We start from the raw sequence: 18132 nt of genomic DNA on the forward strand, positions 1-18132 counted from the left end.
GGAGTGTTGCCGCAACGACTCACTCCGCGCCGAAGTCGAAACAAAAGCGCGTCTCGGCGCGTCAGCCAAGTTGGCTGCGACGTTAGGATTTGACCGAAACAGCCTGCCCGCATAAAATCGCCTTCTCAAACTGCCGCCCCGAAAAGGGCGGCGCTTTGTTTTTTGGCCCGACCGCCGAAATGGCGGATCTGTTGGCTTGGAGCATAATTTTGACTTCTGCGCTCTATCCGACTTATGCGCGCGCCGACGTCGCCTTTACGCGGGGCGAAGGCGCATGGCTGTTCGCGGAGAACGGCGACCGCTACCTGGATTTCGCTTCAGGCGTCGCTGTGCTGTCGCTTGGCCATGACCACCCGCATCTCGTCGCGACGCTCAAGGCCGCCGCTGAAAAGCCCTGGCACGTCTCCAATCTCTTCCGCATCCCTGAGGCCGAACGTCTCGCGGCGCGCCTTGTCGCCGTTACCTTCGCCGAAACGGTCTTCTTCGTGAATTCCGGCGCCGAAGCCGTGGAATGCGCCATCAAAACCGCCCGCAAATATCATGCGGCGAATGGCCAGCCGGAGCGCTACCGCCTCATTACCTTCGAGGGCGCCTTTCACGGGCGCACGCTCGCGACCATCGCCGCCGGCGGCAATCCGAAATATCTCGATGGCTTCGGCCCGCCGCTCGACGGCTTCGACCAGGTCCCCTTCGATGATCTCGCCGCCGTCGAAGCCGCCATCACCGAGGAAACCGCGGGCGTGCTGCTCGAACCCGTGCAGGGCGAGGGCGGTCTGCGCGTCTTCCCGCATGAATTCCTGCGAAAGCTTCGCGCTTTGTGTGACGCGCGCGGCCTGCTGCTCGTGCTGGACGAAGTTCAGTGCGGCGTCGGCCGCACCGGAAAATTCCTGGCCTGCGAGCACTCCGGCGTCACGCCCGATATTGTCGCGCTCGCCAAGGGGCTCGGCGGCGGCTTCCCGCTCGGCGCTTGCCTCGCCACGCGAGAGGCGGCCAAAGGCATGACGCTCGGCACGCATGGCTCGACCTTCGGCGGCAATCCGCTCGCGACCACAGTGGGCGCCGCCGTGCTGGACGTCGTTCTCGCCGAGGGCTTCCTCGCGCGCGTCGCCGCCTTGGGCGGCCTTCTGCGCCAGCGCCTCGCGGAGCTGCACGACCGCCATCCGCGCGTGATCGAGGCCATTCGCGGCGAAGGGCTCATGTTCGGCGTCAAGACGCGCGTTCCCAATGGGGAATTCGCCGCCGCCGCGCGCGCGGAGGGGCTGCTCCTTCCGATCGCCGGAGACAATGTCGTTCGCCTGCTCCCGCCGCTCATTATCGACGAGAGCCATATATCGGAGGCATTTGACCGCCTCGATCGGGCCTGCGCGCGTTTCGCCGCGACAGCCGAGCAATTGGGGGCGGCATGATGACCGCGCACACCATGACGCGGCCGCGTCATTTTCTGGATATCTGCGATCTTCCCGGCCCAGAGCTGCGCCAGATCCTCGAGCTTGCCAAAACCCTGAAAGCCAAGCGCGTGAAGGGCGTGCCGCCCCTAGAGCGCCCGCTCGCCGGCAAATATCTGGCGATGGTTTTCGACAAGCCGTCGACCCGCACGCGCGTCTCCTTCGATATCGCCATGCGCGATCTCGGCGGCGAGACGATCATGCTCACCGGCGGCGAGATGCAGCTCGGCCGCGGCGAAACCATCGCCGATACGGCGCGCGTGCTGTCGCGCTTCGTCGATGCGGTGATGATCCGCATTTTGTCGCATGAAGATTTGACCGAGCTTGCCCGCCACGCGAGCGTGCCAGTCATCAACGGGCTGACCAAGCTGTCGCATCCCTGCCAGATCATGGCCGATCTGCTGACCTTCGAGGAGCGCCTCGGCCGCATCGACGGCAACACGGTCGCCTGGGTCGGCGACTCGAACAATGTGCTGGCGAGCTGGGTGCACGCCGCCGCGCGTTTCGGCTTTACGATCAATGTCGCGACCCCGCCGGAGCTCGCGCCGCCGCAAGCCCTCCTCGATTGGGCCAAGGCCAATGGCTGCGCGATGAACGTCACGGCCGACGCTTACGCTGCGGTCGCCGGCGCGCAGGCCGTCATCACGGATTGCTGGGTCTCCATGGGCGATGAAGACGAGGACTTCCGTCGCAGGGTTCTTGCGCCATATCAGGTCGACGCCAAACTCATGCGCGCCGCCGCCAAGGACGCCGTCTTCATGCATTGTCTGCCGGCCCATCGCGGCGAGGAAGTGACAGACGAGGTCATGGACGGACCGCAATCGGTTGTTTTCGACGAGGCCGAGAACCGCCTCCACGCCCAGAAGGGCGTGCTCGCCTGGTGCCTCGCGCCGGGAATTTATTGATGCAGGAGGCGCCGAGCCGGCCGGTATCGAAAGAGGCGCGCGACGATCGCGTGACGCCTTTCGCCGTCGAGGCGCTCGATCTGCGCGGGCGTCTCGTGCGTCTCGGGCCGACGGTCGACGCGATCCTCGATCACTATGACTATCCGCCGCAGGTGGCGCGCCTGCTCGGCGAAGCCATCGCGCTTGCGGCCTTGCTCGGCTCGATCCTGGAGTCGCATGGCCGTTTCCAGTTGCAGACGCGCAGCGACGGCCCGGTCGATATGCTGGTCGTCGACTATGACGCGCCGGGCAAGCTGCGCGGCTTCGCCCGCTTCGACGCCGCGCGCCTCAGCGAGATCACCGACCCCGCGCCGGCGGCGCTGCTGGGGCGTGGGCATCTCGCCTTGACGATCGAACGAGAGGAAGACGCCGCGCGCTATCAGGGCGTTGTGCCGCTTGAAGGCGAGAGCCTGGCCGAGGCGGCGCACACCTATTTCCGCCAGTCCGAGCAAATTCCCTCTTTCGTGCGCCTCGCCGTCGCGGAAGTGGTGACGCCGCAGGGCCGAAGCTGGCGGGCGGGCGGATTATTGCTGCAATATCTGCCTGTGGCCGGCGCGCGCGTGCGCGATCTGGCGCCGGGCGACGCGCCCGACGATGGCGAGATTGCTTTAGAAGAGCAGGACGACGCCTGGATGGAGGGTCAGGCGCTCGCCGGGACGCTCGAAGACCACGAACTCGTCGACCCCTCGCTCTCCGGCGAGCGGCTGCTCTATCGGCTGTTTCATGAGCGTGGCGTGAAAGTGTTCAACGAGCGCGCGCTCGAAGAATTCTGCCGCTGCTCGACCGAGCGCATCGAGCGGCTGCTGAAAAGCTTCACGCCGCAGGAGCGCGCCGACATGGTCGGCGACGACGGGCGCATCGGCGTCACCTGCGAATTCTGCGCGACCTTCAGAAGCTTCGATCCGGCGGATTTCGATTAGTTTTTCGGCGCCGAATGCGCCTCGCAAGGGCAGGCGCCGGAGTTCGTGCAAGACGAGCGCCTCAGATCATCGACTTTTCTCTCGCCCCGCGCCGTCTCCTTTAGCTCGCAACAGCCGCAGGGACATTGCTCGATCGCCGCGAGAGCAGTGGCGACGCCCGCCCGCACCACGACCTGCCCGCGCTCGTCGCGCACCCGGATGAGGGCGCCGGGGCACTCTGGAAAGCGCAAAGCCAGCGTCTCGACATGGCGCCAGATGGCCGCGCGGTCCGAAATCTCGATTTTCTCGGCGAGAAGCGGCGTCTCGCCTCCTCGAGAATATTCGAACGTAAATGCGGACATCAAAGCGCTCCTGATGAAAAAAAATGCAGTGACGCCTCCTTAAAAGCACATAACGACAAAAATGTAATTGCGCAGCGCAGCATCGCTCTTCAAAGCGAATTCTAACGAAAAATTCATTCCAGCATTTTGATTTCGAGAGAAACTTGGCCGCCGGGGCTTTCGATTAAGAGGAAGCCCTCAGACAAATCGGAAGGCGGCCACGCCAATTTTTCCTAACCGCCATGGTAACGCAACGCCTCCACCACCAAGGCGAAAGCCGGCGTGGGCTGGCGCCGGCTAGGGTAATAGAGATGATAGCCCGGAAAGGGCGGGAGCCAATCGGCGAGCACCCGGATCAGCTCGCCGCGCGCAAGCGGCGCCTCGACCATATCTTCGGGGAGATAGCCCAGTCCGTAGCCCGCGCGCGCCGCGTCGAGGATCAGCCGCAGGCTGTTGAAGGCGAGCTGGCCGTCGACGCGCGCCTTCACCTCGCGCCCGCCCTTCTCGAACTCCCAGGCGTAGAAACCGCCATAGGTCGGCAGTCGCAGATTGATGCAGATGTGCTCGGTCAGCTCCTGCGGGCTTTTTGGCCGTTTGCGCCGCACGAAATAGGACGGCGCGCCGACGACCGCCATGCGCGCGTCCGGCCCGATGCGCACCGCGATCATGTCCTTGGCCACCTGCTCGCCGAAGCGCACGCCCGCGTCGAAACGCTCCGCGACGATATCGGTCAGCGCCTGCTCGACGGCGATCTCGATCTTGATGTCGGGATAGCCGGCCACGAGCTTGGCGAGCGCCGGCCACAGGATGGTTTCGGCGGCGTGCTCGCTGGCCGTGATGCGGATCGCGCCCGCGGGCTTGTCGCGCAAGTCGCTCAAGCCCGCGAGTTCCAGATTGATCTCGTCGAAACGCGGCCCCAGGGCTTCGAGCAGGCGCTCGCCGGCCGCCGTCAGCGCCACGCTGCGCGTCGTGCGCGAGAGCAATCTCACGCCGAGACGCTCCTCCAGCCCGCGCACGCCATGGCTCAGGGCCGATTGCGAGACGCCGAGCTTCGCCGCCGCTTTCGTAAAGCTGCGCTCCGAGGCGACGGCGACGAAGCCGAAAAGATCATGGGCGTTCTGCCGGAACATTCATGAACCCTATTCATAAGCGCATGCGGATATAGCGCTCTAATGAGGCGACAGTCCAGGTGTTATCTCCGGCGCAGAGGCGTCCCCGCCCGCGCCGTTGGAGAAGACCCGCAGATGACGATCAAAGCTTTCGGCTATGCCGCGCATTCGGCGACCACGCCGCTGGTTCCGTTCCACTTCGAGCGGCGCGACCCGCTCGCCGACGACGTGGCAATCGAAATTCTGTATTGCGGCGTCTGCCACTCCGATCTGCATCAGGCGCGCAACGACTGGAACAATTCGATTTATCCGATGGTGCCCGGTCACGAGATCATTGGGCGCGTGGTGGCGGTCGGGCCGCAGGTCACGCGCTTCAAGATCGGCGACCATGCGGGCGTCGGCTGCATGGTCGACTCGTGCCTCACCTGCGAGCCTTGCGAGCAGGGACAGGAGCAATTCTGCAACTGCTCCCCGACCTTCACCTACAATGCGCTCGACAAGAACGGGCAGCCGACGCAGGGCGGCTACTCCGACCGCATCGTCGTCAAAGAGCGCTTCGTGGTGAAGATCCCCGACGGAATCGACCTCGCGGGCGCTGCGCCGCTGCTCTGCGCAGGAATCACGACCTATTCGCCGCTGCGCCATTGGAAGGTCGGTCCGGGAAGCAAGGTCGCGGTCATCGGTCTTGGCGGGCTCGGGCATATGGCGATCAAGCTCGCCAAGGCGCTCGGCGCGCAGGTCGCTTTGTTCACCCGTTCGCCGGGCAAGGCCGAGGACGCCAAGCGGCTCGGCGCGGACGAGATCATTGTCTCGACCGACGAAGCGCAAATGGCGGGCGCCGCGGGCAAGTTCGATCTCATCATCGACACCGTGCCCTCCATTCACGATCTCAATCCCTATCTGCCGACGCTCGCCATCGACGGGACGCTGGTGCTCGTCGGCTATCTCGGCGGGCTCGAACCCGCGCTCGGCACGGTTCCCTTGATCATGGGCCGCAGGTCCGTCGCAGGCTCGCTCATCGGCGGCATGGCGGAGACGCAGGAACTGTTCGACTTTTGCGCGACGCATGGCGTCGTCTCGGACGTCGAGGTGATCGCGATGCAGGACATCAACGGGGCTTACGAACGTATGCTCAAGAGCGACGTGAAATATCGCTTCGTCATCGACATGGCGTCGTTGAAGGCGTAAGGCGCGAATTCGAGGAGCGCAGACATGCAAAAGCGCAAATTAGGCGCGAGCGGCCTGGAGGTCTCGGCCATCGGTCTCGGCTGCATGGGGATGACCGGCGCCTATGGCGCGCCCAAAGATAAGCGCGAGATGATCGCGCTGCTCCGCACGGCGGTCGAGCGCGGCGTGAACTTCTTCGACACCGCCGAGATCTATGGCCCTTTTGCAAATGAGGAGCTTGTCGGGGAGGCGTTGTCGGAGCTGCGCGCGGATTTAGTAATCGCGACGAAATTCGGCTTCGCCGTCGACCCCAATGGCAAATGGCCGTGGACCGGTCTCGACAGCCGCCCCGAACACATCAGGGACGTCGTCGAGGCGTCGCTCAAAAGGCTGAAGATCGAGACGATCGATCTTCTCTACCAGCATCGCGTCGATCCCAATGTGCCGATCGAGGATGTGGCGGGCGCGGTGAAGGACCTCATCGCACAGGGCAAGGTCCGGCATTTCGGTATGTCGGAAGCGAGCGTCCAGACGATCCGCCGCGCGCATGCCGTGCAGCCGGTGACGGCGCTGCAGAACGAATATTCGCTGTGGTGGCGGCAACCGGAGGCGGAAATCCTCCCAACACTGGAGGAGCTGGACATCAGCCTCGTCGCCTACAGCCCGCTCGGGCGCGGCTTCCTCACGGGGCAGATGGACGCAAGCACGACCTTCGACGCGAAGGATATGCGCAGCGGACTGCCGCGTTTCGAGGCCGAGGCGCTGCAGGCGAACCAGGCGCTCATCGCGCTGATCCGCGCGGTCGCCGAGCGCAAACAGGCCACGCCAGCGCAAATCGCCCTCGCCTGGCTCCTCGCGCAAAAGCCATGGATCGTCCCGATCCCCGGCACGACGAAACGCGCGCGCCTGGAGGAGAACCTCGCGGCGGCGGGGCTGGAGCTGACGGGTGATGACCTCGCTGAGATCGACGCGGCGGCGGCGCAGATTCCCGTGCAGGGAGACCGTTATCCGGAGCATCTGGAGCGGATGACGGGCGGCTGAGGCTACACTCTATATGATCGGCGTGGCTTCGTTCAGGCTGCCCATGCAGCCTCGACGCGCCTGACCAATCAGCGATAATGGGTATAGAATAAAATGGTTAGACCCAGACGTCTCCTACGAGGTCCGCTTGATTGGGCCGGTGTCATTCCCGACGCTCGCTCGAGCGAGCGATCGGGAATCCAGAGCCAAACCAGCGCTTTTGTGGCTCTGGATTCCCGGGCGGGCTTTCAGCCCGCCGGGAACGACAAGTTCCCATGCGGGCTATTCAACCGGAAATCAGCCGCCGGACCAGGCGCCGCTGCGTCCTCGCCTGAAGCCTCGAACTCGACTTAGCCAGTGACTACGTCAATTTGACGCAGGGCGCCGCTTATCCGCACACCCTGCGCAATGACCAGACTTTAACCAATAACAACGCATGTTCTTCGGGCGGTTCGCTTTTCTCGTTCGCTTTCGAGATTTGAGGCATGACGCCGACGACCCCGGCCGGTTCCACTCCGGCATTACCCCTCTCGTCGCAGCCTTGAGGCCGCCGTGCACGCCAGCATGAGGGCTCGGGCTGGCCCCCGCGTTTTCGCAGCGTTCGATCGTGCAGGCCCATGAAGAGAATCACGCCAACTCACAGGGAAGTCTTCTTTCCGGCGGACGAGATTATCGTCTCCAAAACCGACACCAAGGGGCGTATCACCTACGCCAATGAAACATTTTGCAAGATCGCGGGCTATAGCGAAGCCGAGCTCATGGGGCAGCCCCACAGCATCGTCCGCCACCCCGAGATGCCACGCGCGGTCTTCAAGCTCTTGTGGGACACGCTTTTCGACGGTCGCGAGATATTCGCCTACGTCAAGAACATGACCAAGGACGGCGATTACTATTGGGTATTCGCGCACGCCACGCCTTCCTATGACAAAAATCGAAACCTTGTCGGATTCCACTCGACCCGTCGGGTTCCCAATCGCAACGTCGTCGAGAACGTCATAGCCCCGCTCTACGCCGCGATCCTGAGCGAAGAGCAGCAGCACCAAAACGGGCAGAAACAGCTCGCCGCCGGCTTCGACTTCGTCGTCAACTTCCTCCAATCGAAGCACACGACCTATGACGCGCTCATTTTCTCGCTTTGAATCTTCCGCCCTAGGAAAGACCGCCATTATCGCTGCGGCGAGCGCATCGGCGTGTGCGGCGCTGGCCGGCTTTTTCGGCGCATATACGCTCGAGCATGCTGGGGCCGTCGCATCGGCGGCGCTTGGCGTCCTCTCGCTCATCGCGCTTGTGAAGAACGACAGGGCGCACGCGCGCGTGATAAACAAGATTGCGACAGTCTGCGGAGAGGCCGCCAAAGGGAACTTCGAAGCGCGAATTACGGACATTCAAGAGATCGGCGGCGAAGCGGACGTGCAGCACAAAGTGAACGACATGATCGACCGCTCCGACGCTTTCGTGCGCGAAGCGACGGCAAGTCTCGCAGCCGTATGTCGCAATGTTTATTACCGGCGCATCTTTCTGGAGGGTCTGGACGGCGCGTTCCGCAACGCCGCCGAGGTCATCAACGATTCAGTGAAAGCGCAATCGGCCGTCGAGGCGGCGCGGGCCAAGGCCGCAGCGGAGCAGACGCAAATCGTCGATGAGCTGGGACAGGGATTGAAGAGCTTGGCCGAGGGGGATCTCACAGCCCGACTTCAAAATTTCCCCGGAACATATCGCAGTCTCGAGCAGGATTTCAACGCAGCGGCTGGCCAGCTCGAAGGCGCTTTGACGGGTATCATCGGCGGCGCCGATATGCTCTGCTCGACGACGCGCGAAATCACGAGCGCGGCGAATGATCTGGCGCGACGCACCGAGCAGGCCGCCGCTGGGCTCGAAGAAACCGCCGCGGCGATCCACGAGATCTCTAACACCGTCGTCAAAACCACAGAGGGCGCACGCCAGGCCCGGGAGACCGTGTCGCACGCCAAATCCGAGGCCGAAAAGAGCAACGAGATTGTCCGCGGCGCGATCGATACGATGAGCCGCATCGAGAAGTCGTCACAAGACATCGCCCAAATCATCGGGGTGATCGACGAGATCGCCTTCCAGACCAATCTTCTGGCGCTCAATGCGGGAGTGGAAGCGGCGCGCGCGGGCGACGCCGGCAGAGGGTTCGCCGTCGTCGCCGCCGAGGTTCGCGCGCTTGCGCAGAGGTCGGCGGAAGCGGCGAAGGAGATAAGGGGACTTATTTCGGTCTCGTCGGACGACGTCCGCGTGGGCGTCGAAAGGGTGACGCAAACCGGGAAGGCGCTCGAGCGCATCGTCGCCGAAGTGGTGCGAGTCAATCAGATCATCGCCGAAATGGCGTCAGGCGCCTCCGAGCAGTCCGCAGCAATACAGCAGATCAACATTGCAATCGGACAGATGGATCAGGACACCCAGAAGAACGCCGCGATGGTGGAGGAAACCACTGCGGCGACCCACAATCTTCTGCAGGAGACCGAAGGTCTTGTTCGTTCCGTGCAAGACTTCAAGGTTGCGCAAAATCTCGCTGCGCGGGCGTCGATCCCTTCCGCTGGGAGGAAATCAGCCGCCGTCGCGTTGAAGCACGTTGCATCGGCTGGCGGCGCCGCGGTTCGAAAGCTCGCCGCCGACGCGAAGGAGAGCGGCTGGGAGGAGTTCTGAGGGCGCAGTCAGCTCAACGCAGTGAGGCCGGAAGAGATGTTAGGAGCTGTGGCCACGCGAGCTTGTGCGGTTTGATGTCGGCAGAAGTGGTTACACCCCGAAAATTTGGAGCCTCAGCCGCGCCCCCTCGCCCGGCGCGCTCTCGACCTCCAGCGTCGCGCCCGCGAGGCTCGCGCGCTCGCGCATGCCCAGCACCCCGAAATGGCCGGGCGTCGGCGCCGTTGGGTCGAAACCTGCGCCGTCATCCTCGATGACGAGCTCTGCGTGCGCGTCGTTCACCTGCAGGGCGACGCGCACGTTTTTCGCGCCCGAATGCAGCTCGATATTGCGCAACGCCTCGCGCAGGATCGCCGCGAAAAGCATTTCGGTCTGCGCCGCGAGCGGCCGCTCGGCGGCAAAATCCAGCGTGACGGCGACATCGGGCCAGCGCGCCTGGAACGCCAAAGCGATGGCGCGCAGATCGGCGTCCTCGCGTCGCGTCTCGCGCATCTGGGCGATGGCCTCGCGCGCCTCCCATAAGCCCTGCCGCGCATGCGCGTCGACCTCGGCCAAGGCTTTCTTCGCCTCGGGGTCGGCGGTCTTCTTCGCGATCAGCCGCGCCTCGGCGATCATGGTGACGATGGAGCGCACCAGCGTGTCGTGGAGATCATGGGCGATCCGCAAACGCTCATGGGCGACTGCCGCCGCGCGCGCCTCTTCCTGCGCCTTCTCCCGCTCGACGCGCAGACGCCGCTCGGCGGTGACGTCGCGCGCCACGGCCTGAAACTCGCCGCCGGCCTCGGGCCCCAGAAAACGAATGTCCCAGGAAAGCCAGAAGGCGCGACCCCTCGCGTCGCGGGCCGACATCTCGAAGGACCGCCCCTCGGCGCCGCGGCCGAGCCGCCAGGGAGCGCCCTGAGAGGGAAAGAGTTTGTCGAGGGCTTCGCCGATCAGCGCATCCTGCGGCTTGCCGAGGAAGGACGCCGCCGCCCGGTTGGCGAAGACCAGCCGGAAGTCGGGCGTGAACCGCAAGACCAGATTGCCGGAGGATTCTACAATGTCGCGATAGAGCGCGTCGGCGACCTTGAGTCGCGCGGCGGCGGCGTCGGCCTGCTGCTGCAAAAGCTGTTTCTCGCGCCGGTCCGAGGCCAGCAGGCGGTCGATCTGCTCCGACCCGTGATCCGGCGTGGTGACGATGAGGTAGCCTTGGGCGCGCGCGCTCCAGCCGATCGAGATCGTGACGCGCCGGCCCTCCAAGGCGGCGCGCATCGAGGGGAGAACAATCTCGCCCCCTTCTTCGCGCAGGCGTGCGAAAGCCGCCTCCATATGGATGAGGAGCGGCGAGTCGCAGACGGGCGTCCCCACGCGGGGCAGCCAGGCGCTGAGCGGCCCGAAGCGCTGGCGAACAAAGAGACGCTCATCCGCCACCGCGAGCCCGATTTGCCCGCGCGCGAGCGCCTCGTCGGCGATTATGCTCCCAGTCAAGCTCATGTCCAAAACAATAGCCGCGTCAGGCGAAGTCACTCTATAAGCGGACGACGCAACGTAGAGGAATCGCTATGTCCCACGTCTTTCCTCCGCCGCCCACCCCTTCCGTCGCGGTCGCCGGCGATGCGCGGCGCTTTCCGGTGCGGCGTATTTTCTGTGTGGCCCTGAATTACGCCGACCATGCGCGCGAAATGGGGAAAGGCGCCGAGCCGCCCTTCTTCTTCACCAAGCCCGCCGACGCCGTGGTCGCCGACGGCGAGACCATTCCCTTTCCGGGGCTGACGCAGGATCTGCACCACGAGATCGAGCTTGTCGCCGCGCTGCAGTCTGGCGGGGCTGACATCGCGGCGGATCGCGCCCTCGATTGCGTCTATGGCTACGCCGCCGGGATCGACCTCACCCGCCGCGATATGCAGACGGCCGCGCGCAACGCCGGGCGGCCCTGGGATATGTCCAAAGGCTTCGACAACTCCGCGCCGATCGGGGCGATCCGCAAGGCGTCCGACATCGGCCATCCGGCGCGGGGGCGCATCGCGCTCTCGGTAAACGGCGTGGTGCGCCAGCAGGGCGACCTCTGCGACATGATCTGGAGCCTGCCGCAGATCATTGCGGCGATCTCCACCTATGTCGCGCTGGCTCCGGGCGACCTCATCTTCACCGGCACGCCCTCGGGCGTCGGCGCGCTGCAGCCGGGCGACACGGCCGAGGGCGAGATCGCGGGCGTGGGGACCGTCCGCGTCACTTTCGCCAGGTGACTCTGTTTCCGCTTGAACAGCGCGCGTGGGTCGTCATCCCCGGCGGGCCGCAGGCCCGACCGGGGATCCAGAGCCCCAAGTACGCTGATTCTGCTCTGGATTCCCGATCGCTCGCTTTGCGAGCGTCGGGAAACCCATGAGCAGATTTCCTATGATCGACGCAGCGCACAAGGCCGGGTTGCGCAAGGCGGGCAAAGGCGGCTATTTGGCTTTGCCGTTGAAACGCCGGGAGACGCGCGGCGCATGCCCCATATGACCGCCTTTGCGCCGCCCTGGCGCGGGAGCGCCGCGACATGACCAAGCCGGTCGATCTCGACCCCGAAGATTGGGACGCGTTCCGCGCCGAGAGCCATCGCGCGCTCGATTCCATGATCGACTATCTGCGCGACCTGCGCACGCGGCCCGTCTGGACGCCGCCGAGCGAGGAGGCCAAGGCGCGTTTCGATCGCGACCTCCCGGCGCAGGGCCGCGAGCTTGCCGCCGTGCTCGAAGATTTCGAGCGCTACATCAAGCCCTTCGCCACCGGCAACATCCATCCGATGTTCATGGGCTGGGTGCAGGGCGCGGGCACGCCGGTCGGCATGATCGCGGAGATGCTCGCCGCCGGCATGAATTCCAACTGCGGCGGGCGCAACCACATCGCCATCGACGTCGAGCGACAGATCGCCAAATGGATGGCGCAGGCTTTCGGCCTGCCGGAAGACGCCTCGGGAATTTTCGTCACCGGCACGTCAATGGCGAATTTCCTGTCGCTGCTCGTCGCGCGCGACCAGGCCTATGGCGACAAGGACGTTCGCCTCAACGGGCTCTGCGCGCAGCGCGGCCAGCTCATCGCCTATGCCTCGCGCGAGGCGCACAACTGCGTGCGGCAGGCCATGGAGCTTGCCGGCCTCGGCGCGCGGCATCTGCGGCTCATTCCTTCGGACGACAACCGCCGCCTGAAGATCAGCGCGCTGCGCCACGCCATCTCGGCCGACCGCGCGGCGGGCTTCCGGCCCTTCCTCATCGTGGGCACGGCGGGGACGGTGGATACGGGCGCGATCGATCCGCTCGATCGCCTCGCCGACGTCGCCCATTCGGAGGATTTGTGGTTCCATGTCGATGGCGCCTTCGGGGCTCTGGCGGCGCTCTCGCCGCGCCTAAAGCCGCTGGTGAAGGGGCTGGAGCGCGCCGACAGCATCGCCTTCGACTTCCACAAATGGCTGCATGTGCCTTACGACGCCGGCTTCTTCCTGGTGCGCGATCCCAAGGCGCATAAACGCGCCTTCGCCGCCAACGCCGCCTATCTCTCGCGGGCGCCGCGCGGGCTCGCCGCCGGGGACACCTGGCCCTGCGATCTCGGCCCCGATCTCTCGCGCGGTTTTCGCGCGCTGAAAACCTGGATGACCATCGAGACCTTTGGCGCCGACAAGCTCGCCCAATGCATCGAGCAATGCTGCCGCATGGCGAAGCGGCTCGAAGCCTGGATCGAGACGTCCGACAGTTTCGTGATGCGCGCGCCAGTGGCGCTCAATATCGTGTGCTTTGGGGTGAAGGGCGACGACGACGGCTCGCTCGCCCGCGAGATCGTGATGGAGCTGCACGAACGCGGCGAGGCGGCGCCCTCGCTGACGATCCTCGACGGCGCGCCGGCGATCCGCGCGGCGATCATCAATCACCGCACCCATGAGGAAGACATCGACGCCGTCACGCGCTTCCTGGAAGCGGCGCTACGCCGCGCCCGCAAGGAGCCGCATGATTTCGGCGCCGTAGTGGAGCCACATGGGCCGGGGAAGACGCGACTGTCGGAGGATTAGAGGGGATAACACGCCTTCCTGGGCGGCGGCGCGCATCCTGCCCCCAAGGGCTATGGCATGCACACATTGTGAACTTTGCAGCCTCTCATGGCCGAGCTCGTCCGGCCCGACCTGACGTTCGCGGAATCTGTGCCCCCCGTAGCCCAACGAGTGGGGCGGAGGCGGCGCGCGTCCGGTTTCTCGATGTTACCTCGATGCGCGTCCCCGCTGGAGCGCCTGCCGACTTGCTCCTTTCCCCGCACCCGCGCATATAGTGGCGCCATGCCGCCCGCGCCCACCAACCGTCGCCCCGCCGCTCCCAAGGAAGCCCCGCAGGAACCCTTCAAAAGGGCCGTCGCCGGAGCCATGCGCGCCATGGCGAAAACCGCCAAGCTCGAAGTGGCCTTCGCGCCCGAGCGCCCGTCGCTTCTCGCCTCGCCCGAGGGCGCCAAGGCGCGGCTGACGGACCCGCCGCGCAAGCTCTCCCCCAAGGACGCGGCGATTTTGCGCGGCCAGGCCGATTCGATCGCCCTGCGCCTCGCCTGCCACGACGATACGCTGCATCGGCGCTACGCCCCCGAGACGATGGAGGCGCGCGCCGCCTTCGACGCTTTGGAGCAGGCCCGGGTCGAATCGGTCGGCGCAAGGCGCATGGCCGGCGTCGCCGCCAATATCGGCGCGATGCTGGAAGACCGTTATGCGCGCAGCCATTCCGAGAAGATAACCAGCCGCGACGACGCGCCGCTCGAAGACGCTTTGGCGCTGATGGCCCGCGAGCGCCTCACCGGCCTCGAACCGCCGCCGCATGGCGCGAAGATCGTGGATTTCTGGCGGGAGGTGATCGAGCAGCGCGCCGGCGGCGATCTCGACCGGCTCGTCGGCGCGGTCGAGGACCAGAAGCATTTTGCGCAGATCGTGCGCGAGCTTCTCTCGCATCTCGACATGGCCGGCGCCGAGGCGCCGGAAGAGACCGAGGCGGACGAGGACAGCAGCGAAGCGCCGCAGAACCCCGAGGAAAGCGAAGAGCCTCAGCAGGAAGAAGATCAGGCCAAGAGCGCCGCCGAGATGGAGACCGCGCTCGCCGCCGAGGACTCCGAGCAGGAGGGAGAGAGCGAATCCGCCGAGGCGCCTTATGGCGAATCGGCGGAAGAGTCCGATACGGGCGATATGGAGGAGGCCGCCGACGCGCGCCGCCCCTCGACAACGGCCGCCGACCGCTCCGGCGCGGATTACCACGCCTTCACCACCCGTTTCGACGAGACCGTGCGGGCCGAGGAGCTGTGCGATTCGGAGGAGCTCGACCGGCTGCGCGCCTATCTCGACAAGCAGCTTCTGCATCTGTCGTCTGTCGTCGGGCGCCTCGCCAACCGCCTGCAGCGCCGGCTGATGGCGCAGCAGAGCCGGTCCTGGGAATTCGACATCGAAGAGGGCATGCTCGATCCCGCGCGCCTGCCGCGCGTCATCATCGATCCGCAGCAGCCGCTCTCCTTCAAGCGCGAGAAGGACACGGATTTCCGCGATACGGTGGTGACGCTGCTGCTCGACAATTCCGGCTCCATGCGCGGCCGCCCGATCACAGTCGCCGCGACCTGCGCCGATATTCTCGCCCGCACGCTGGAGCGCTGCGGCGTGAAGGTCGAGATCCTGGGCTTCACCACCCGCGCCTGGAAGGGCGGCCAGTCGCGCGAGCTCTGGATCAATGAAGGCAAGAAGCCCAATCCGGGCCGCCTCAACGACATCCGCCATATCATCTACAAGGCCGCCGACGCGCCCTGGCGGCGGGCGCGGCGCAATCTCGGCCTGATGATGCGCGAGGGGCTCCTGAAGGAGAATATCGACGGCGAGGCGCTCGATTGGGCGCATCGGCGTCTGCTGGCGCGCACGGAGCAGCGCCGCATCCTGATGATGATCTCCGACGGCGCGCCGGTCGACGATTCGACGCTCTCCGTCAATCCGGGGAATTATCTGGAGCGCCACCTACGCCAAGTGATCTTCGACATCGAGACCAAGTCGCCGGTGGAGCTGATCGCTATCGGCATCGGCCACGACGTCACGCGCTATTACCGCCGCGCCGTGACCATCGTCGACGCCGAGGAGCTCGGCGGCGCCATGACCGAAAAGCTAGCGGAGCTCTTCAGCGAAAATTCGCCGCCAAATGGCCGCGCCGGCGCCCGCGCTTAACCCAGGCGTAACCACGTTTCGGGTATGAGATCGGCAACATTGGAAATGCCGCTACGACGTTATAATTGCAACGAATCTACGTCGATGCGCGTTAACATCGGCGCGCCAACGTCAACGAGCGCGCGATAAGCGTTGCTTGGGAGCGGGTAAGATGGCGTTGGTGAGAAGAATGCGCGACGAGGCGCCCGAATTCGAGAAACTGGCCTGCGTGACGGCGCTTTGCGCTTTGGCGACGCTGCCGCTCGCCTTCTGCGCGGCCGTAACGATTTTCGGCTGAGGTTGGGCCGGAGACGGAGCGCTCCCTCAGTCTGTTGGCAAACCTCCGAGGCGGCCTCGTCCTTCGAGACGCGAGCTTCGCTCGCTCCTCAGGATGAGGCCTAAGTGTTTAACCAAGTAGCAGAAGCTCCTCATGCTGAGGAGCCTGCGCAGCAGGCGTCTCGAAGCACGAGGGGCGTTATCGGCAGTCTAAGGGAGCGGCAAGCGCTCCCTGTCCCTCACGAGGCGTCGGCGATCGGCCATTCGCCCTTGAACTCTCCGCCCATATTGTCATGCGCGATCACGCGCAGCGTCCTGGCGCCGTTGGGCGCATAGGTGAAGCGGAAGTTCGGGTCTTCCGAAAGCGAAATCCCGCCCTCCATCTTGAAGATCAGATCGTCGCCCTGCCAGACCTCGACGGCGTCGATGTAATGCGCCGGCGTATAGGCGCGCGTGATCGGGTCCATCTGCAGGCCGGAGTTATTCGGGTGACGGATCATGATTTGCGCGTCACGCTTGCCCGCCGCCGCGCTCTTCAATTCGCGATATTTCATCTTGCCCATATTGGCGAGCGCCTCGTCCGGGTCCTTTCCGGCAGGGGCCGAACATCCGCCCGAGGCCTTCACGAATTTCACTTCCGAATGAAGCTTGCCGTCGCGCGTCTCCGCCACGGCGTGGACATTGGTGTAGCTGTTCACCCGCACGCGCGTCTCGATCGCATCCACGCCGGCCTTCTCGCCGAAGGTAAAGCTTGCGGCCATCGGCATGGGGTTCTGATCGATGACGAGCGTCGCCGTCTTCACTTTGGCGGGCTCGGGGAAACGCAAGGTCATCGGCACGATCGCCGCATCCTCCGCGCGCTTGGGCGCGTCGAGCGAAACGGCGCCGTCGGCCGTGGCGATCTCGCGGCCGTGGAAAATGTCCGTGACGAGGCCCGGCCACGGGTCGGGCGCGTTGGATTCCGCCAACGCCGAAGAGGCGAGGGCGGCGGCAAGCATTGCGGCGGCGAGCGCCGTGCGGGCGGTTGACATGGGAATCCTCCAAAACTCTCGCGAGAGCTTAGCGCAGCTTGGAGCCTGAGCGTGAGACAAAGTCACGGCCCCTCCCACTCCAGCTCCGCAAAGCCGGCCGTGGCATTTCGGGCGTTATAATCGTCGAAAAGGCGCCATTTGCCGCGTTCCTCGCTTCCGGCATCCTTCGCGGCGTCCTTGACGCTTTCGCCCTTCTTGATCGCGGCGCGCAGATCGGCGGTCAGCCGCGAGAGATAAGCGCGTTCGTCGTCGAGCGCCTTGGGCCAGGGCGCGACCTCGAGGCCATGCCCCGGCACGACGCGCTCGGCTTTGATTCCCGCCAGACGGTCGGCGACGTCCAGAAAGCCCAGCAGGCTGCCGTCGACCACCGGCACATGCTGCAGGAACAGCAGATCGCCGGCGAAGAGCGTGCCGCTCTTCGTGTCGAGCGCGGTCAAATCCGCCTCGCTATGCGCCGTTTTCCACGCCTGTAGAACGATCTCCCGGCCGCCGAGATCGAGCGTCGTCGTCTCCGAGACGAGCATCGTCGGCGCAACGATCGTCACCCCGTCGAGCGCGTCGCCCATGATCTGGCGGAAGGAGGCGAGATAGTGCTCGCCGCGGGCGGCGAGGGCGCGCGGCAGATTCTTGTGGCCCACGAATGTCACGCCCGGCAGGACGAAGGCCCCATTGCCGAAGACATGGTCCGGATGCGCATGCGTATTGATGACATAGCGGATCGGCTTTTGCGTCTTCTCGCGTAGCGCGGCAAGGAAAGCCTTGCCCTGAACGAGGCTCCCGCCCGTGTCGATCACGGCGACAGAGTCATCCCCGACGATAGCGCCGAGATTGGCGATGCCGCCGAAATTTTCCCGGGTCATCAGGGACGTTTCGCCCTGATGGGCATAGACGCCGGGCGCGATCTCATCGAGCGTGAAAGGCGCCGCGTCGCGCGCGAGAGCGGGGGCGCAAAAAACCCCGAGACACATGGCGAGAAGAGCGAGAAGAGATGGCAACATATTGATTTATTACGGAGCTTCAGCGCCACAAGGCGCCACGCTCACGCCTCCGTTTTTTGCGATTGCGATTCAGCCGCA

Annotated in this window: 16 protein-coding genes; 11 read left to right on the forward strand and 5 right to left on the reverse strand. The window is 65.2% G+C overall.

The window, feature by feature from the left end; all coding sequences use genetic code 11:
* The first annotated feature begins 209 nt into the window (after positions 1-209).
* Genes JJT62_RS02405 through JJT62_RS02415 form a run of 3 tightly spaced genes read left to right on the forward strand, consistent with a single transcriptional unit; the run spans position 210 to position 3309 of the window.
* Entirely contained in the window at positions 210-1406 is a 1197-nt protein-coding gene (locus JJT62_RS02405) for an aspartate aminotransferase family protein (RefSeq protein WP_202071078.1), read from the forward strand.
* Positions 1406-2350, forward strand: coding sequence for an ornithine carbamoyltransferase (argF, locus tag JJT62_RS02410; protein ID WP_202071513.1), 945 nt, complete (start codon positions 1406-1408; stop codon positions 2348-2350). The genes JJT62_RS02405 and argF overlap by 1 nt, the downstream gene beginning before the upstream one ends.
* On the forward strand, positions 2350-3309 hold the full coding sequence (locus tag JJT62_RS02415) for an Hsp33 family molecular chaperone (RefSeq protein WP_202071079.1): 960 nt from the start codon (positions 2350-2352) through the stop codon (positions 3307-3309). Before argF ends, JJT62_RS02415 begins: the two co-directional genes overlap by 1 nt.
* Here JJT62_RS02415 and JJT62_RS02420 read toward each other — a convergent pair.
* Positions 3306-3650 (reverse strand): hypothetical protein, encoded by a 345-nt coding sequence (locus JJT62_RS02420; protein ID WP_202071080.1) that lies wholly within the window; start codon positions 3648-3650, stop codon positions 3306-3308. The genes JJT62_RS02415 and JJT62_RS02420 overlap by 4 nt on opposite strands.
* Before the next feature lie 212 nt (positions 3651-3862).
* Positions 3863-4759, reverse strand: a complete 897-nt coding sequence (locus JJT62_RS02425) for a LysR family transcriptional regulator (protein WP_202071081.1) — start codon at positions 4757-4759, stop codon at positions 3863-3865.
* 114 nt (positions 4760-4873) lie between these two features.
* Between JJT62_RS02425 and JJT62_RS02430 the strand changes: the two genes are divergently transcribed.
* The 4 genes from JJT62_RS02430 to JJT62_RS02445 all read left to right on the forward strand — a co-directional run bounded on the left by JJT62_RS02430 (position 4874) and on the right by JJT62_RS02445 (position 9592).
* Positions 4874-5926, forward strand: a complete 1053-nt coding sequence (locus JJT62_RS02430) for an NAD(P)-dependent alcohol dehydrogenase (protein WP_202071082.1) — start codon at positions 4874-4876, stop codon at positions 5924-5926.
* A 24-nt stretch (positions 5927-5950) separates the two neighbouring features.
* Positions 5951-6946 carry an aldo/keto reductase gene (locus JJT62_RS02435; RefSeq protein WP_202071083.1) on the forward strand — a complete coding sequence of 332 codons (996 nt, stop codon included), beginning with the start codon at positions 5951-5953 and terminating at the stop codon, positions 6944-6946.
* 596 nt (positions 6947-7542) lie between these two features.
* Positions 7543-8064, forward strand: coding sequence for a PAS domain-containing protein (locus tag JJT62_RS02440; protein ID WP_202071084.1), 522 nt, complete (start codon positions 7543-7545; stop codon positions 8062-8064).
* The gene (locus JJT62_RS02445) at positions 8039-9592 is read left to right on the forward strand and encodes a methyl-accepting chemotaxis protein (protein ID WP_202071085.1); all 1554 of its coding nucleotides are present in this window, start codon (positions 8039-8041) and stop codon (positions 9590-9592) included. The genes JJT62_RS02440 and JJT62_RS02445 overlap by 26 nt, the downstream gene beginning before the upstream one ends.
* A gap of 90 nt (positions 9593-9682) precedes the next feature.
* On the opposite strand, the gene JJT62_RS02450 is transcribed toward JJT62_RS02445, so the two are convergent.
* Positions 9683-11056, reverse strand: coding sequence for a histidine kinase (locus tag JJT62_RS02450; RefSeq protein ID WP_202071086.1), 1374 nt, complete (start codon positions 11054-11056; stop codon positions 9683-9685).
* 74 nt (positions 11057-11130) lie between these two features.
* On the opposite strand from JJT62_RS02450, the gene JJT62_RS02455 reads away from it, so the two are divergent.
* The 4 genes from JJT62_RS02455 (at position 11131) to JJT62_RS19350 (ending at position 16047) form a co-directional block, all read left to right on the forward strand.
* A complete protein-coding gene (locus tag JJT62_RS02455; protein WP_202071087.1) occupies positions 11131-11814 on the forward strand; it encodes a fumarylacetoacetate hydrolase family protein in 684 nt (227 codons plus the stop codon).
* A 293-nt stretch (positions 11815-12107) separates the two neighbouring features.
* The gene (locus JJT62_RS02460; protein WP_202071088.1) at positions 12108-13610 is read left to right on the forward strand and encodes a pyridoxal-dependent decarboxylase; all 1503 of its coding nucleotides are present in this window, start codon (positions 12108-12110) and stop codon (positions 13608-13610) included.
* 261 nt (positions 13611-13871) lie between these two features.
* Positions 13872-15770 (forward strand): cobaltochelatase subunit CobT, encoded by a 1899-nt coding sequence (gene cobT, locus JJT62_RS02465; RefSeq protein ID WP_202071089.1) that lies wholly within the window; start codon positions 13872-13874, stop codon positions 15768-15770.
* 151 nt (positions 15771-15921) lie between these two features.
* Positions 15922-16047, forward strand: a complete 126-nt coding sequence (locus JJT62_RS19350; protein WP_255537152.1) for a hypothetical protein — start codon at positions 15922-15924, stop codon at positions 16045-16047.
* 217 nt (positions 16048-16264) lie between these two features.
* Here JJT62_RS19350 and JJT62_RS02470 read toward each other — a convergent pair whose 3' ends face one another.
* Together JJT62_RS02470 and JJT62_RS02475 are read right to left on the reverse strand one after the other, a co-directional pair.
* Complete coding sequence (locus JJT62_RS02470; RefSeq protein WP_202071090.1) at positions 16265-17056, reverse strand: quinoprotein dehydrogenase-associated SoxYZ-like carrier; 792 nt, start codon at positions 17054-17056, stop codon at positions 16265-16267.
* A 62-nt stretch (positions 17057-17118) separates the two neighbouring features.
* A complete protein-coding gene (locus JJT62_RS02475) occupies positions 17119-18054 on the reverse strand; it encodes a quinoprotein relay system zinc metallohydrolase 2 (RefSeq protein ID WP_202071091.1) in 936 nt (311 codons plus the stop codon).
* Positions 18055-18132 lie beyond the last annotated feature (78 nt).

The organism is Methylocystis sp. Sn-Cys, assembly GCF_016745395.1.
GTDB lineage: Bacteria > Pseudomonadota > Alphaproteobacteria > Rhizobiales > Beijerinckiaceae > Methylocystis > Methylocystis iwaonis.

What these genes read in the sequence shown, in the direction of transcription:
- cobT (WP_202071089.1), top strand. Translation starts at nt 13,872, where the DNA reads ATGCCGCCCGCGCCCACCAACCGTCGCCCCGCCGCTCCCAAGGAAGCC.
- JJT62_RS19350 (WP_255537152.1), top strand. Translation starts at nt 15,922, where the DNA reads ATGGCGTTGGTGAGAAGAATGCGCGACGAGGCGCCCGAATTCGAGAAA.
- JJT62_RS02445 (WP_202071085.1), top strand. Translation starts at nt 8,039, where the DNA reads ATGACGCGCTCATTTTCTCGCTTTGAATCTTCCGCCCTAGGAAAGACC.
- JJT62_RS02475 (WP_202071091.1), bottom strand. Translation starts at nt 18,054, where the DNA reads ATGTTGCCATCTCTTCTCGCTCTTCTCGCCATGTGTCTCGGGGTTTTT.
- argF (WP_202071513.1), top strand. Translation starts at nt 1,406, where the DNA reads ATGACCGCGCACACCATGACGCGGCCGCGTCATTTTCTGGATATCTGC.
- JJT62_RS02455 (WP_202071087.1), top strand. Translation starts at nt 11,131, where the DNA reads ATGTCCCACGTCTTTCCTCCGCCGCCCACCCCTTCCGTCGCGGTCGCC.
- JJT62_RS02415 (WP_202071079.1), top strand. Translation starts at nt 2,350, where the DNA reads ATGCAGGAGGCGCCGAGCCGGCCGGTATCGAAAGAGGCGCGCGACGAT.
- JJT62_RS02430 (WP_202071082.1), top strand. Translation starts at nt 4,874, where the DNA reads ATGACGATCAAAGCTTTCGGCTATGCCGCGCATTCGGCGACCACGCCG.
- JJT62_RS02425 (WP_202071081.1), bottom strand. Translation starts at nt 4,759, where the DNA reads ATGTTCCGGCAGAACGCCCATGATCTTTTCGGCTTCGTCGCCGTCGCC.
- JJT62_RS02440 (WP_202071084.1), top strand. Translation starts at nt 7,543, where the DNA reads ATGAAGAGAATCACGCCAACTCACAGGGAAGTCTTCTTTCCGGCGGAC.
- JJT62_RS02420 (WP_202071080.1), bottom strand. Translation starts at nt 3,650, where the DNA reads ATGTCCGCATTTACGTTCGAATATTCTCGAGGAGGCGAGACGCCGCTT.
- JJT62_RS02460 (WP_202071088.1), top strand. Translation starts at nt 12,108, where the DNA reads ATGACCAAGCCGGTCGATCTCGACCCCGAAGATTGGGACGCGTTCCGC.
- JJT62_RS02470 (WP_202071090.1), bottom strand. Translation starts at nt 17,056, where the DNA reads ATGTCAACCGCCCGCACGGCGCTCGCCGCCGCAATGCTTGCCGCCGCC.
- JJT62_RS02435 (WP_202071083.1), top strand. Translation starts at nt 5,951, where the DNA reads ATGCAAAAGCGCAAATTAGGCGCGAGCGGCCTGGAGGTCTCGGCCATC.